Source organism: Flavobacterium sp. U410 (assembly GCF_053570605.1).
The window spans coordinates 86,884-102,511 of the sequence record NZ_JBSEFI010000012.1; the positions used below are offsets into that span (position 1 = coordinate 86,884).

General features: G+C 33.3%; 9 protein-coding genes. All 9 read right to left on the bottom strand.

The window, feature by feature from the left end:
- Positions 1-35: 35 nt before the first annotated feature.
- The 9 genes from ACUSJC_RS09530 to ACUSJC_RS09570 all read right to left on the bottom strand — a co-directional run bounded on the left by ACUSJC_RS09530 (position 36) and on the right by ACUSJC_RS09570 (position 15,537).
- Complete coding sequence (locus ACUSJC_RS09530) at positions 36-884, bottom strand: endonuclease/exonuclease/phosphatase family protein (protein WP_449269344.1); 849 nt, start codon at positions 882-884, stop codon at positions 36-38.
- Entirely contained in the window at positions 884-2,638 is a 1,755-nt protein-coding gene (locus tag ACUSJC_RS09535; protein ID WP_449269345.1) for a discoidin domain-containing protein, read from the bottom strand. The genes ACUSJC_RS09530 and ACUSJC_RS09535 overlap by 1 nt, the downstream gene beginning before the upstream one ends.
- 69 nt (positions 2,639-2,707) lie before the next feature.
- Complete coding sequence (bglX, locus tag ACUSJC_RS09540) at positions 2,708-5,017, bottom strand: beta-glucosidase BglX (protein WP_449269346.1); 2,310 nt, start codon at positions 5,015-5,017, stop codon at positions 2,708-2,710.
- Between the two features lie 25 nt (positions 5,018-5,042).
- Positions 5,043-5,738, bottom strand: coding sequence for a carboxylesterase family protein (locus ACUSJC_RS09545; RefSeq protein ID WP_449269347.1), 696 nt, complete (start codon positions 5,736-5,738; stop codon positions 5,043-5,045).
- A complete protein-coding gene (locus ACUSJC_RS09550; protein ID WP_449269348.1) occupies positions 5,738-7,105 on the bottom strand; it encodes a glucoamylase family protein in 1,368 nt (455 codons plus the stop codon). Before ACUSJC_RS09550 ends, ACUSJC_RS09545 begins: the two co-directional genes overlap by 1 nt.
- 53 nt (positions 7,106-7,158) lie before the next feature.
- Positions 7,159-7,983: a LamG domain-containing protein gene (locus ACUSJC_RS09555; protein WP_449269349.1), complete on the bottom strand. Its 825-nt coding sequence runs from the start codon at positions 7,981-7,983 to the stop codon at positions 7,159-7,161.
- Positions 7,984-8,046: 63 nt separating this feature from the next.
- Positions 8,047-9,531 carry a RagB/SusD family nutrient uptake outer membrane protein gene (locus ACUSJC_RS09560; protein ID WP_449269350.1) on the bottom strand — a complete coding sequence of 495 codons (1,485 nt, stop codon included), beginning with the start codon at positions 9,529-9,531 and terminating at the stop codon, positions 8,047-8,049.
- 10 nt (positions 9,532-9,541) lie between these two features.
- Positions 9,542-12,538, bottom strand: a complete 2,997-nt coding sequence (locus ACUSJC_RS09565) for a SusC/RagA family TonB-linked outer membrane protein (protein ID WP_449269351.1) — start codon at positions 12,536-12,538, stop codon at positions 9,542-9,544.
- 251 nt (positions 12,539-12,789) lie between these two features.
- Positions 12,790-15,537, bottom strand: coding sequence for a histidine kinase (locus ACUSJC_RS09570; RefSeq protein ID WP_449269352.1), 2,748 nt, complete (start codon positions 15,535-15,537; stop codon positions 12,790-12,792).
- Positions 15,538-15,628: the final 91 nt, after the last annotated feature.

Here is a 15,628-nt window from a genome sequence, read left to right on the forward strand (position 1 = left end):
TAGTATAAAACGTATTTATTGATTTGTTATTTATTTTATTTTTTGTAGTCCAAATAAAACGTTGCCAAAACAGGTAAATGATCGGACGGATATTTGAAGTGATAAAAATCGTTAATTGTATTGAATTTTCGAACGTAAATTGAAGTTTTTTTATCAAAGAAAATGTAATCTATCTGTTTATCAGGTTCTTTAGAAAACTCAAAGGCATTCCAAGTATGAGTAGAATTTCCATACGGTTTTGTTTTTGAAGCCGAACTTGCCTCTTTTAAACTTTCTTTCAATATCATAATGACCTTATCATCAGGTTCGGCATTAAAATCGCCAGTCAAGATAAACGGAATATCTTTTTGGGCTTTTAAATCTTTTGCAAGGTCAACTAACATCTTAGCCGATTCTTCACGCGCTTTCATGCCCATGTGATCCAAATGTGTGTTGGCAATCCAAAATTTCTGTTTGCTCTTTTTATCCTGAAATAATCCGTAGGTTACAATTCGATGACAAGCAGCATCCCAACCTTTAGACATTTCGTTTGGGGTTTCAGACAACCAAAACGTTTTGTATTCTAAAACTTTAAACTTTTCGGCATTATAAAAAATACAGGAATACTCCGCGTGAATTCCTTCTTCTCTTGGTAAACCAATAAATTGGTATTGCGGAAGATTTTCTAATAAATAATCTAATTGTACTTTCTGAACTTCCTGCATTCCTAAGAAATCAGGTTCATAATAGCCAATTAATTCCGCTACTTTTTCTTTGCGAATATCCCAATTGTTCTCACCGTCATTAGCCGAAGCCAAACGCACGTTATAACTCATTACGTTCAAATCGTTTTGAGCCAAAACCATAGTGGAGATCCAAAAAAATATAAAAACAATCTTTTTCATTAGTCTACTTTTATAACCGGAGTTCTTTCGCTAATTCCGTTGGCATTAAACGCTTCAATTTGAAAATAATAGGTATCGGTTCTGTCCATTCCTGTAAAGAAATAATCATTTTTACCATACACCATGATACTTCCGTATAATTTATCAGGCGATTTTCCGAAATAAATCACATAACCGTCTGCCAAATTGTTTTGTTTCCAACGAATCCAAGAACTTCTTCTTTCGCCAAATTTAGCTTTCTCTGCGCGTAAAACCATGAAATTTTCCACTTTTTCCGGAGCATTTCCATTTCCTTTCCCAAAAACACGGAAACCGCTCAACGCAAATTTTCCGGTTGGCATTTTTAGGTTTTCCAATTTTAAATAACGCGCTTTCATTGGCTTTGCTAACTCAATATAATCATGCGGAACATCGGTTTTGTTTTTGCTTTTATCTACAGCCAATTCCCATTTTTTACCATCATTGGATGCCCAAATTTTGTACTGATGAAACACACCTTGACTTTTTCCTAAGAATTCCACATCTTGATCGGCATAATTAATTTGGATTGCATTAACCGTAGAAACTTCACCTAAATCGGTTTGAAACCACTCCCCTTTTTCACCTGTTTTGGCACTCCAATACGTTCTCATATCTTCATCAACCACATAATTAGGCGAATATCCTCCTAAAGTTGAAGACACTTGAACGGGTTTGTTGTAGTTTAATAACATCCATCCGGCAAATAATCCTTTGGTAAAATCTTTTCCTTTCGCATATTCCGGAATAAAAGTTGGATAATCGCCATAAGCCGTATTGCAATACATCACATCATCTTGATCGAAACCGGCCGGCCAAATACCAACTCTTCTTTCAAAATTGTTTTTTTGCCCCAAAATGATAGTGGAAACATGCCACCAATTCCCAAAATTATCTTGATACGTTGCACCATGACCCGCACCACGAGCAAAACCTCCGGGTTTATACGACAACGGATTGTGTTGTTGGTAGGCAAAACCTTCTAACGGATTTGAACTCACGTAAACACCATCCGCATAACCACTGAATTCTGTTGCGGGAGCTGCATATTGCAAGTAATATTTGTTCTTGTATTTGGTTACCCAAGCGCCTTCCATAAAAGGCTGTAAAAACGTATTATCGTTGTATTCGCCAAAACGTTCCCAACCATGATCTTCGGGCTTTAAAGTCAACATCGGTTTTACAAAACCATCTGATTGTAATGTTTTGGTGTTTAATTCGGTTCCCATTAACGGAAATTCGTTACTTGAACCCCAATATAAATACAATTTATCTTTTTCTTCGTCGTATAAAAATCCGGGATCCCACGCTCCTACTTTCAACGTATCGACAGCTATCTGCCAATCGTCTTTTGTTGGATTTGTACTTTTCCAAATCGGGAAATCTTTTTCATGTGTAGAACCATAAACATACATCGTATCTTTCATAGTAAAAATTCCCGGCGCATTTAAATCGTGCGTGTATTTGTCGTCTAAAAGAAACTTTCGGTACACAAATTTCCAATGTAACATGTCTTCACTCCACCAATATCCTTCTTGATTGGTTGAAAACAAAAAGTATTTATTTTGAAAATTCACAATCACAGGATCGGCAGTGGCACGATGTTTTCCCTGTGCTGAAAAACTCTTAAATGGTGTATATCCGTAATCTACATTTATTGGATTACAAAACGTTTTTTGTTGGGCTATACCTAGAAAAACAAAATGCAACGCTAGAATTAAAACAATTCTTTTCATCTGATGCGATTTTAAAAAAATACCCTTTAGCATTACTACCAAAGGGCATTTTGATTTAAACTAAAACAATTATTTCACTAACTCAAAATTTAATTTCATTTGGGTATCCGAATTGGTTCCTACAAAGACTTCAAATTCTCCTGCTTCTGCTACAAAATCTAAATTAGAATTGTAGAATTTTAAATCTTCCTCAGTAATTTCAAAAGTGATGGTTTTTGTTTCACCTTTCTTAATAGCTACTTTTTGGAAACCTTTCAATTCTTTAACAGGTCTTGTAACTGAACCTACTAAATCTCTGATGTACAATTGCACTACTTCTTTACCATCGTAATTTCCTGTATTTTTTACCTCAACAGAAACGGTAATTTTTCCACCTTTTGATAACGTATTTGACGATAGTTTAAAGTTAGAATAATCGAAAGAAGTATAACTTAAACCATATCCGAATGGGAATAATGGTGTATTTGGCACATCTAAATAATTAGAACGGAATTTCTCGAATTCACCTTTTTGTGTTTTTTCTAAACTTAAAGGTCTACCTGTATTTTTATGATTGTAGAAGATTGGCACTTGTCCAACATTTCTAGGGAATGTCATTGATAATTTTCCTGAAGGATTTACCGCTCCGTATAAAACATCAGTAATGGCAGAACCTGCTTCAGTTCCCGGAAACCAAACATCTAAAATAGCATCTGCTAATTCGTTTTCTTCTGTAATGGCTAAAGGACGACCATTGAATAAAACCAAAACAATCGGCTTGTTCGCTTTTTTCAATTCTTTCAATACATCTTTTTGTGCTTGCGGAATTTGAAGATTGGTTCTACTACTTGATTCTCCACTTAATTCAGCTCCTTCACCAATTGCAAATACAATAACATCTGATTTTTTAGCTGCTTCTAAAGCTTCAGCCCAAAGTACTTCTTTTGCTCTGCTATCACTTGGTAATGGTTTTCCGAAGAAACCTGCTTTTTCAACAAATGCCGGATCATAATCTAAATTACACCCCATTGCATAATTAACATTAGCTTTGCCTAATTTAGCTTCTAAAGCCGTTCTTAAAGTAATTGGTGTATCAAAATTTGTCGCTACACTCCAAGTTCCCGGCATGTGCTTTTTTGCAATTGCTAAAGGACCAACTAAAGCCACTTTTTGATTGGCTTGCAATGGTAAAACCGAATTAGAATTTTTCAATAATACGAAAGATTCTGCCGCAATATTTTGAGCAATTTGACGATTTTCTTTTGTAAAAATTTCTGTTTTAGCACGTTTAACATCGCAATATTTATATGGATCGTGGAAAAGACCCAAATCGTATTTTGCTTCTAAAATACGTCTTACCGCAGCATCCAACTGAGTCATTGGTACTTTACCTTCTTCAACAGATTTTTTAAGTGTCGTTAAGAAACCTTCGCCTACCATATCCATATCGATTCCGGCATTCATTGCCAAAGCAGAAACCGCTTGTAAATCACCCATTCCGTGAGCAATCATTTCATTGATTCCTGTATAATCAGTCACCACAAAACCGTTGAATTTCCATTGGTTACGCAATACATCAGTCATTAACCATTTGTTTCCTGTAGCAGGAATACCGTCAATTTCATTGAAAGAAGCCATCACCGAACCAACTCCGGCATCAACAGCCGCTTTATAAGGCGGAAAATATTCGTTATACATACGAATGTGACTCATATCAACCGTATTATAATCTCTACCGGCTTCTGGCGCACCATATAAAGCAAAGTGTTTTACACAAGCCATAATGGTATTGTTATCCATTAAACTATTACCTTGGTAACCGTGAACCATAGCTTTAGAAATTTGACTTCCTAAATAAGCATCTTCACCTGATCCCTCTGATGATCTCCCCCAACGAGGATCGCGAGAAATATCAACCATTGGAGAAAACGTCCAGTTAATCCCATCAGCACTTGCTTCTTTGGCTGCAATTTGAGCCGATGTTTTAATATTATTCATATCCCAACTACATGATAATCCTAAAGGGATTGGGAACGTAGTTTCGTAACCGTGAATCACATCCATTCCGAAAATCAACGGGATTTTTAAACGACTTTTTTCAACAGCAACTTTTTGTACATCTCTGATACGAGCAACCGATTTGATATTGAATAAACCTCCAACTAACCCTTTTTCGATTTTTCCTCCGATATCAGAATTGGTTGCTTGACCCGTAGTAAATTCGCCGGCACTTGGTAAATTTAACTGACCTATTTTTTCCTCAATAGTCATTTTAGCCAATAATTCACTAACTAAAACGTCTTTCGAAGGAATTGTTTTTTGTTTATTTTTCTTTTGAGCAAGAGCCGAGCTGGAAATTGCTACAGCCGCAAGCATCATACTTATGGTCTTTAACTTCATTTGGTTTGTTTTTGTTTATTGTAGGTTAATTCTTTTTTTGGGATAACATCCAGTTATAAATTTCCGGATTATCATACACTCTTGACCAACTGTCATGATTAGCATCATCAAAAATGGTTAGCTCAATATCTTTGGCACAATTTTTCAATTTTTTATAAATATCAATTGAATAACGTACGTCGACTACATCATCAACTAATCCGTGGAAAATACGGGTCGGGATTTCACCAATTTTACAGTTTTCAATCATTGGTACACGATCTACAAAACCTGCAATTGGCACCAAGGCAGCAAACCTATCGGGATGAGCAAAAGCTAAATTCCAAGCTCCCCAAGCTCCCATACTTAAACCAGTTAGGTAAATTCTCGATTCGTCTATATTTTTGTTTTCTTTGATTACTTTTTGAATCAATTGGTACAAAGATTCTGATTCCCAATAGACTTCTTTTGGACATTGAGGCGCCAAAACATAAGCATCCAATTCATGTGTTTTTAAATACTTAAAAGGGCCGTGAACTTTTACCAATTCAATATCATCTCCTTTTTCACCGGAACCGTGCAGAAAAATGATCAATGGTTTTTTATCTTTTCCTTTGGGTTTATGCAAAGCATATTGATACGAATAATTCGTCGTAATAGCAGTTTCAAATTTAGCTGTTACATCCTGAGCTAAAATAGTATTTAACCAAAATAAAGCGATAAAGGCAATAATTCTTTTCATTAAAATCCGTGTTGAGTTGATGTAAATCCTAAGTTTTGTAAACCTGCTTGTACTTCCGGTGCTTGCATGAATAAATTCCACAATAATCCGGTTCTATGGTTTTCAATCATTGGAGCAATTGTACCTTGGTCAATGGCTAAATATCTTTGGGTTACCCAACTGTACTTAGGTGAAAAAGCATCGTAAGGTCCGGCAACGCCAACATATTGATCTTTCTTTTCTTCGTATAAATATCTCAGAAAACGCATAGATTCTGTTGGTGTGTATGGAAAAGAAGACAAAGCGGCTGTTGGCGAAATTACACCTGTATCATTATTAGGCTGATGTGCTGTATATCCGGTTGTTCCATCAGAATTACGAGTGTAACTAGCGGTTAGCCCCCAACATTTATTGCTGTAACCTGTATAATTATTTGGATTCGTAACACAATGTTGATAGATAATTTCCGTATGATTTTTATTTAAATCCCAATAATTAGCATACTGATCTGAAAGTCCTCTTGGGTCCAATCCTAAATACGAATAATGTGCCCAAAACATTGGTCCTACAGTTCCGGTAGCTCCGTTGTGATTAAAAATAAGCGGAATTCCAAATTTAGAACCAGAAGTTACGATTGCACCATTTCTAGCCCAAGCTTGATGATAGGCTTCATTTGGAATACTATGTGTTGGCGAAGCTGCTCCCATAATATAAGCCGCTAAACACTCATTATATCCTTCTAATTTAAAGTTCATTTGCCATTCATAATTGGGCGACCAATGCCAGTATAATGCATTTTCCCCTTTGGTATACCAATCCCATTCTACACCTTTCCATAAATCATCTGCCTTTTGGGCTAAAGCTTGTTCTTCTGAGGTTCCGTTTTTAAAATATTCACGAATACAAATAAAACTTTCGCATAAAAAAGCCGTTTCGACTAAATCGCCACCATTATCCATAGTACCAAAAGGAATTACACCTCCGGTATTTCCATCCATCCAATGTGGCCAAGCCCCATGAAAACGGTCAGCATTTTCTAAGAAATTTAATGCTGTAGTTAATCTTGTAACAGCTTCTGTTCTTTGAACAAAACCTCTTTCAATACCAACTAAAATTGTCATAAGACCAAAACCTGAACCACCAGTTGTTACTATATTTTGATCAAAAGAAGGATTATCAACGATATAACGTTCTCTAGCTAACTTACAATTAGGATGGGCATAATCCCAGAAATATTTAAAAGATTCACGTTGTACTTGGGTCATTAACGCATCATCAGATATGGGAGTTGGTTCTGTAATTGCTCCTTCCTCATTATTCCCGTTATTGTCAGAACAACTTACAGAAGAAAAAAGTAAAAAAATAAAGATGTAGTTTAAAATTCTCATTTTGAAATTTGAAATTTTAGCCTGCCAATGATGACAGGCTAAAAAATTATAAATTAGTTATTATTGATATATAAATCTTGTACTTGACTTGGAGTTAAAGCAACAGCGTATAATCTAAATTGATCTAAGCCTCCTGACCATGATTTCATCCAGCCTTCTGAAGGATTTCCTGAACCTCCTATTCTAAAGCCATCTATTTTAGTTACATTAAATGTTACTGGTCCATGATTATCCCATGTTTTTGTTGATTTCGCATCTCCATCAACATACAATGTCATTCCTGAAGTACTTCCATCATAAACAAAAGCCATGTGATGCCATTCATTGTCGTAAATCATATTTAAACTAGAATCAGTAACCCATTCAAACCATTTATCTCCAGGTTGTTCATCTACAAAAAATTTAATTGTAGGAGCTGCCGCTGTCCCTTCAAACAAAGCAAACATACTAGCTTTAGCCCAGTTATCACTTGTCATACTGAATGTAAATTCTGTTACATCAGAATCATCATTCTTAGCCCAATATGCTACTGTAAAACTTCCTGCTCTTGAGGCAAAATCATTTGCATTTAAATATCTTAGAAAGACTTCAGCTCCGCCACTTTGGTATCCATACCCATTTATACCTTCTCCTTGAGATATGGAATTATCAGGTGTAAAACAAGGATAACCTGATAGTTCTTCAGCAAATTGATATCTTATTAGGTCTTCTTCTTTATCAAAAGGAACAAAAAAACGTAAATCTCCTTCCGGAATATTAGCTTCATCAAGCGGGTAATCTCCTAAAGCTGGTTCATCCATATTCTGACATCCAACTAACAAAAAAGCTGACACAAAAAAGATGCTGGCTTTTGATATAAAAATTGAATTTATTTTCATAATGAATATTTTTAAGTTGGAACAATCCTTATTATGATTATGCGGATTGTTCCAAGACAATTATTAATAATTAGGGTTTTGAATTAAAACTCCACCAGACTGATCGATAGCTGATTGCGGAATTGGGTAATATTGATGTTTCATTTGATAACCTAATGGTCCTAAAACAGTTATTGCATCTCCCCAACGAACTAAATCGTAAAATCTCTCGCCTTCCATGGCAAACTCCACTCTTCTTTCATGCTTAATAGCGTCTCTAACAACAACCTGATCTGTTGATGTTATATCTGGAAGGACTGTTGTACTTCCTCCTCTAGCTCTTAATCTTACTTGATTAATATATTCAATTGCTGAAGAAGATTGTCCTAATTCATTTAATGCTTCAGCATACATTAACAATACATCAGCATAACGCATAATTTTAATATTAGCCCAATGATTTTTATTTTCAGAATAATCAGTTCTTTCATCCGGATCTGTATAGGCTTTTTTATTCCAATATGGTTGTGCTAAAGGAGGAAAACCCGGTAAAATTAAACCGTAGCCATCGGTTTGACCTGAATAAAGAATCGTGGCATCTTTTCTAGGATCATCTACTTCAAAAGCATCTACTAAATTTTGTGTCGGTACATTAAAGCCCCAACCTAAATCCCAAGATCCTGTTCCACGAACGCCTTGAACTTCCCAATAATTGTTTGAATAGTTCACTCCTGCTAAACGTAAAAATTGAATTTCAAAAATTGACTCTGAAGAGTTATTACCATCTTGCAAAAACAATTCTACAAAATCATCATGTAACGCATATCCATAAGTCATTACATCATTTAATTGATCAATACAATTTTGCCATTCTTGTCTATATAAATATAATTTTGCTAATAATGTTTGTGCAAATCCTTTTGTTGCTCTACCAGGATAACTTGGCCAAGCCGTTGGTAAATGTTCTTTGGCAAATTCTAAATCACTAATAATTTGCGCATCAACCTCAGCGACTGTTGATTTTGGAGCTATACCATCAGAAGGAACTTCTACTTTATTTAAAATAATTGGAACTTCTCCAAAATCCCTTCTTAGGTCAAAGTAGCAAAATGCTCTTAGAGCCATTGCTTCCGCTTTAAAAGTAACCATTACATCGTCCGGTTCTTCTATTGCTTCAATATCATTAATAACATCATTACATTCGAAAATAACATTATAATGTCCTTTCCAGTTCGCTAACGTAATCCATGTTTCTGTTGCATTATACTGAAAAGCATCAAAAATATTACCTTGTAACGATGCGTCACCAGAAGTACTTCCTTTCATAGCATCATCAGAACGAATACTTTGAAAAAAGAGTCTTGGTATATTTGTTACCCCATCTGAGGTTCTCATTAATCCATACAAACCAAAAGTTCTCGCTTCAAATCCACCTCCTTCTAAATCGCCTTCAGCTGCATTTCCTAAAGGTTTTCTATCTAAAAATTCGTCATCACAAGAAACTATACCTAATCCTAATGTGAATAAGGTTGCTATTGTCAAAATTTTTATCTTATTAATATTTTTCATAATCATTTTTTTAAAAAGTAACATTTAAACCTAAAGTAGTGATAACAGGTATAGGATAAGATCCATTGTCTACACCGAACTGAGTTGGACTTCCACCAAATTCAGGAGTAAACCCTGAATTATTTCTCCAAGTAACCACATTTTGCGCGTTTAAGAATAATTTTAAACTTTTGATTTTCATTCTATTTAAAAAATCATTATCAAAATTGTACGCCAATTGAACATTTCTCAATCTTAAATAACTACCATCCTCAATCATATAGGTAGATGGCAAAGAATTATAACCTGAAGCATCATTTACTTGAGGTTCCCAATTTGAAGTTCCTGGTCCGTTCCAAGCTCCTAAACGATCAGTTCTATAATTGAATTGAGCATAAGTTGAACCATTACCCCAGTTTCTGTATACTTCATTTCCATACACTCCTTGAAAATCTAAACCTAAACTCCAATGGTCATAGTTTACATTAGCAGAAAAACCATAAGTAAAATCAGGAGTTGGATTCCCTATATATGTTCTATCATCAGGCGTAATTACTCCATCTCCATTAACATCTTTAAATTTTAAATCTCCCACTCCATAGGTTCCCACATTACTTGTAGGGGATAACAAAACATCTGCTTCAGTTTGATAAACACCTTCAACTACATAACCATAAAAAGAACTAATAGGTTGTCCTGCAATCGTTCTTGTTGGGCTAGTAAAATAATCAAATCCTTCATCGTATAAACTTATCACTTTATTATTCATAGTTGTTAAATTCCCTGATATTGAATAATTAAGTTTATCATTTATTTCATCTTTCCATGAAGCGACAAATTCAAAGCCATTATTGTTCACTTCTCCCACATTTCCATAAAACTCATCTGTAGATGTAGTAATATAAGCTAATAGACCTTTAGTAGTCTTGTCATAATAATTAACTTCTAAAGATAATTTATTGTTAAATGCTGCCACTTCTAAACCAATTTCTTTAGACAAAACTGTTTCCCATTTCAAATCTGGATTAATTCTATAGGCAAGAACATTCGCAGGAAATAAAGTTTCACCAAAAACGGCACTTTGTCCTGATATATATAATGGGTAAGTAGGGTAATGTAATGATGTAAATTGATTACCTTGTTCTCCCATTGACCCTTTTAATTTCAAATAATTTACGTAATCATTTTTAAAGAAATCTTCTTTAGAAATTTCCCAAGCTGCTCCAACAGCCCAAAAATTTTGTGCTTTTCTCAATTCAGAAGAATCGTCACGTCTTATTGATGCATTAAGCATATATTTTCCATCATAATTATAAAGCACACGTCCTAAATAAGACAAAGTTGCTCTATCCCATTGGTCAGAATTTGACAATCTAGTTGTTGGATCTCCATAAGGAAAAACATCTAAATACCACCATCTTGGATCATTCGGAATTTGGTTGGTATCATTTCCATTTTCATCATAAATTGGAAAATTAGAAACCGTACCGCTCATTGCAGTATAATATTCTTCATAACGCGTATGACCTGCTAATAACGTTACATTATGCTTTCCGAATGTATTCTCATAAGACAAAGTATAATCCTGTTGTAAATTTTGCTTATAGTTACTGTACTGATTTACTCTAGTTAGAAGATTAGAACCATAAACTGTTAAATCATCAGATTCAGCAGCATAAACATCAAAAACAGGGGTATATCCTCTACCCTTATTATAATCTAAATCAGCTAAATAAGCTCCTCTTAATGTAAAATGATCCAAGAATTTCAATTCTGCAAATACATTAGCCACAAAACGAGTATCTCTATTAAGTTGGGTTCCTTTTTTTCCTTCTACTTCAAGAAGTGGATTTCCTAACTGAGCGCCTCCCATATCAGTAGGCAATTGATTATAAACACCTTCTACATCATTAAAAGGAGCTACAATTGGCGTTGAATTTAATGCACTTGTAAAATTTCCGAGTCTAGGCAAACGAGCATCTAAAAAATTTAAATTAACACCTAACTTTAAATTTTTCTTGATTGTTAATTCATCATTTAAAGTTGCGGTAAACTTTTTATATAATTCATTTTTAACTAAACCTTCTTCGTTTGAATAACCAAAACCTGCATAGATTTTATTGTTTTCAGAAGAATTTGAAAAAGAAATATTATGATTATAGAATAATGCATTGTCATTAGCTATTGTATCTACCCAATCAGTATCTGCAGTATATAAATCATAGTATGAATAAGGAGATAGTCCTTGATTTTGTCTTTGCATATCGTACAAAGTCTTAAACTGAGAAGCATTAGCCATATCCGGTTTCCCTGTAATACTTTTAAAACCTACAGATGAATTATAGTTTATAACAGTTTCACCAGTTTTAGCTCTCTTAGTTGTTACTAAAATAACTCCGTTTGCACCTCTAGCACCAAAAACAGATAATGAAGAAGGGTCTTTCAATACTTCTAATGAAGCTATATCACTTGGGTTAACAAAGTCGATATTATCTGTAAAAATACCATCAACTACGTACAAAGGTTTTGTTTGATACAAACTAATAGTTCCTCTAATACGTACATCTGGTTCTGCTCCTGGTTGTCCGGAGTTTACTACTTGTAAACCTGCTACTTTACCTTGTAAAGAGTTTAAAACATTATTGTTAGGTTTATCTGCAACTTCTTCTCCTTTTACGCTTACTATTGAACCTGTAAGATCGCGTTTCTTTGCTTTACCGTAACCAATCATTACCACATCCTCAAGTTGTGTTAAACTCTCAGACATTACTAATTTCATGTTTGGTGTAGCTTTTGCTACTAAATCTTGCATCCCAATCATGGTAAATTTTAAATCTTGACCTTGTTTAGCCTCAATTGTAAAATTCCCATCAAAATCAGTCATGGAATACTTTTCTGTTTGCAGAACTTGTATGGTTACACCTGACAGTGGTGTTCCAAATTCATCTACTACATTTCCTTTAATTTCCTGAGCAAAAGAAATTATAGGAATAAAGAGCAATGAAATAATTACTAAAATTTGTCTCATTTTGTTAATTCGTGTTAAGGTTTTGAGTGATAAAAGTACAACTACAACGTTGTAATACCAACGAAATAACTCACTACAATACTACATCATTTATTATTTTTTAAATTATAAATTATTGATTTACAATTAATTAAAAATGTTAAAATATTCAAAAAGACACTACAAAAAATAAGCTTTAGATGTAGTAATGATGTATTGTAATTTTGTAATTTGATATGATATAAAATAGTAATGCTATAAAAAAAAGTACTTTATTTTATATTATTCATAAATAGGTTAAGATTGCTTGAAGAGTCTAAATCCATTTTTTTACGCAGTCTGTAACGATGAAGTTCCACTCCTCTATAACTTATATTCATTAGAGGCGCTATTTCTTTAGAAGATAAATTCATCTTTAAATAGATACAAAGTTTAATATCTTTTGATGTTAGGTTATCATACTTATTCGTTAAGGATTTTACGAAATCCTCATTACTTTTCAGTAAATTCTCCTCAAAAGATTTCCATTCGTTTTTATTTAAAGTATTAATTTTTATCGCTTTATTTATTTTCGCTTTCAAAGACGCCACTGTTTTTTCTGTTTCTAAAACCTGCTGGATACTTTCTATAAGTTCTCCCAACTTAACTATAGAAAGTGATTTACTTGCTAATTCATTCGCTTTTGCCTGAACTTGACTTTCCAGAATATGTTTTTCATATTCCTGAAGTTTTAATTTGTTTTCTGCTTCTATTTCCAGACGTAAGATTTCGTTTTTATGTTTTAAATCTTCTTCTTTTAGCTTTAGCTTTTGTATATATTTATATTTTGTCCATTTGTAATACAAAAACAAGAACAATCCAAGAATCAGCACATAAACGAACTTCATCCAGATGGAAAAATACCAAGGATTTGCTACTTGAAATGAAAATTGAGCTGCTTTTATGTATTTTTCTCCGTCATTATAATAAACAGCTATAGTATGCGAATCGCTAGCTAAACTTCGCAATTCAATAATTCCTTTTTCTAATGGCTGTAATTTTTCATCATCAATTTTATAAAAGAGTGTTGCTTTCTTGCTTCCGTAAAATTCCGAAATAATATAAGCTTTTAATTGTTCTTTGTAAGGAACTGTTTCTCCTTCTTTAAGAAAAACATTGGCCACTGTTGACAATTCTATCTTAACGTTTTGTTTTGCAAACTGGCTTTTCAGAGAATTAATTTGAAGAAAACCATCATCTGTATTGATCAAATATTTCTCTCCTATTTTATAAGCAATAGTTTCATTATTGATTAATTTACCCAAATAGTATTCTTGTGGAATGGGCACCCAAATAAAATCGTTTACTATATGATTGATAATAAATAACTTTCCTTCTTTATTCACAATGAAATTAGCATCATCTAATGGTATAATTTCTTGAATATCTTTAAAGTTCGTATTAAACAGTGAATTTTCGACTAATTTATCATTAATAGGATCTAAAGCATACCAAGTATTGTTTATGAAATACAACTCAGAATTTTTATAGTGAAACAATTTTACACTAAAATCATTTTGTATCCCATTCAAATGAGTTAAATTTTTTATTTTGGATAAATTATCATTTTGATCTAATTCTGCCTTAAACAGCCCTCTATATCCATCGGCGAAGACAAATGTTTTTGGGCCAACTTGTATAAAATCTTTAACAGGTTTTAATTTATCATCTATTTTTTTATGAACTGAAAAATCATTAGAATCGGGAAAAAGATACAAACCTGTATAGTTTGCCTGAATATAGCGATTTGCAAATTTGTCTTTTTTTAATTTCCATCCGCCGGTTAGCTCATTTAATTTATGATATCCCGATGACTTTGAATATTCAAAAGTTCCTTCATTATGTCCAATAATATATTTATCATTTATTTCCTCAATATCCCAAACCTGCCCCTGACTATTTGGAATTAAGTTAATACTATTATTTTCACTTAAAAAAACACCGTGATTCGTCCCTAATAAATATCCATCACCAATTGGAGCTATACTATAAACTGTTCCTAACTGCCCTGAGCTATCCGAAAAAATTTGATATGGAGAATTTAAGATAATATGAGAAATACCATTATCCAATCCTAACCAAACATCTTGTTCTTTATCAACAGACATACTCAGCACCGAGTTGTTTCGGAGTGAATTTGAACGATTGATGTTGAAATAATCTCCTGTTTTTATGTCTACAATATAAATTCCGTTAAAAGCAGTTCCTATTAAAACTTTTCCTTGAAATACTTTTGCTGTGATGATAATTTGTGTTTTCAGCTTTTCATTGATAGGATGTTTCCAAACTGATAATTCTTCTTCAATGTTCTGAACAAAAACTCCGTTTTTTTGTGTGAAAAAGAAATTTTGATTTTCATACGCGTCAATTCCGTAAATGATATTGTCATCTATAGCTTCTAAACCGGAAACCTTATCAAACTCTCCCGCTAAGAATTCATAAACGCCTTTTCGTACTGTTGCTGCAAAAATCCGATCTCTAACTACAAAGCAATAAGAAATTTGATATGGAAAACGTTTTTTATCAATTTTCTTTCCATCATAAATATATAATTCATTAAATGTTTGAAAGTAAATTTTATGATCGACTTCAAAAATCTTCCAGATTTCTTCACTTGTCGAATTCTTATTAAATAAATCATTGGGTTCAGACAAAGAAGTATATTGCATTACACCATTTATTCTTTCCCAAAAACCGAATTCATTATAAGAACCTGTAAAAACTTTATTTTTATGCGCTAAAACAGCTCTGATTATTGTTTTGTTAGGCAAAGCATACTTTTCCCATTTAACACCGTCATAACGGACAAAAAAGCTGTTATTTGCAAAATAAAGAGCATTATCCTCTCCTTGTGAAACACTCCAAACCTGATTATCTCCGCTATAATCCTGTTTTGAAAAATTTTCAACAAAAGGTAAGGTTACTTGTGCGAAAAGAAAGTACTGAAAAAAGAAAACGATAATGACAAAACGAAAATTCACTGACAACAATTTTATTCAAATTTAAAAAACTAATTTCACACTCAGGAAATATTGAATATTAAACTTATTTTTGTTTCCATAAAAATTTGTA

Coding starts and splice junctions, on each gene's coding strand:
- ACUSJC_RS09530 (WP_449269344.1), bottom strand. CDS start 884: ATGAAAAAGATTGTTTTTATATTTTTTTGGATCTCCACTATGGTTTTG.
- ACUSJC_RS09565 (WP_449269351.1), bottom strand. CDS start 12,538: ATGAGACAAATTTTAGTAATTATTTCATTGCTCTTTATTCCTATAATT.
- ACUSJC_RS09550 (WP_449269348.1), bottom strand. CDS start 7,105: ATGAGAATTTTAAACTACATCTTTATTTTTTTACTTTTTTCTTCTGTA.
- ACUSJC_RS09545 (WP_449269347.1), bottom strand. CDS start 5,738: ATGAAAAGAATTATTGCCTTTATCGCTTTATTTTGGTTAAATACTATT.
- ACUSJC_RS09555 (WP_449269349.1), bottom strand. CDS start 7,983: ATGAAAATAAATTCAATTTTTATATCAAAAGCCAGCATCTTTTTTGTG.
- ACUSJC_RS09535 (WP_449269345.1), bottom strand. CDS start 2,638: ATGAAAAGAATTGTTTTAATTCTAGCGTTGCATTTTGTTTTTCTAGGT.
- ACUSJC_RS09560 (WP_449269350.1), bottom strand. CDS start 9,531: ATGAAAAATATTAATAAGATAAAAATTTTGACAATAGCAACCTTATTC.
- bglX (WP_449269346.1), bottom strand. CDS start 5,017: ATGAAGTTAAAGACCATAAGTATGATGCTTGCGGCTGTAGCAATTTCC.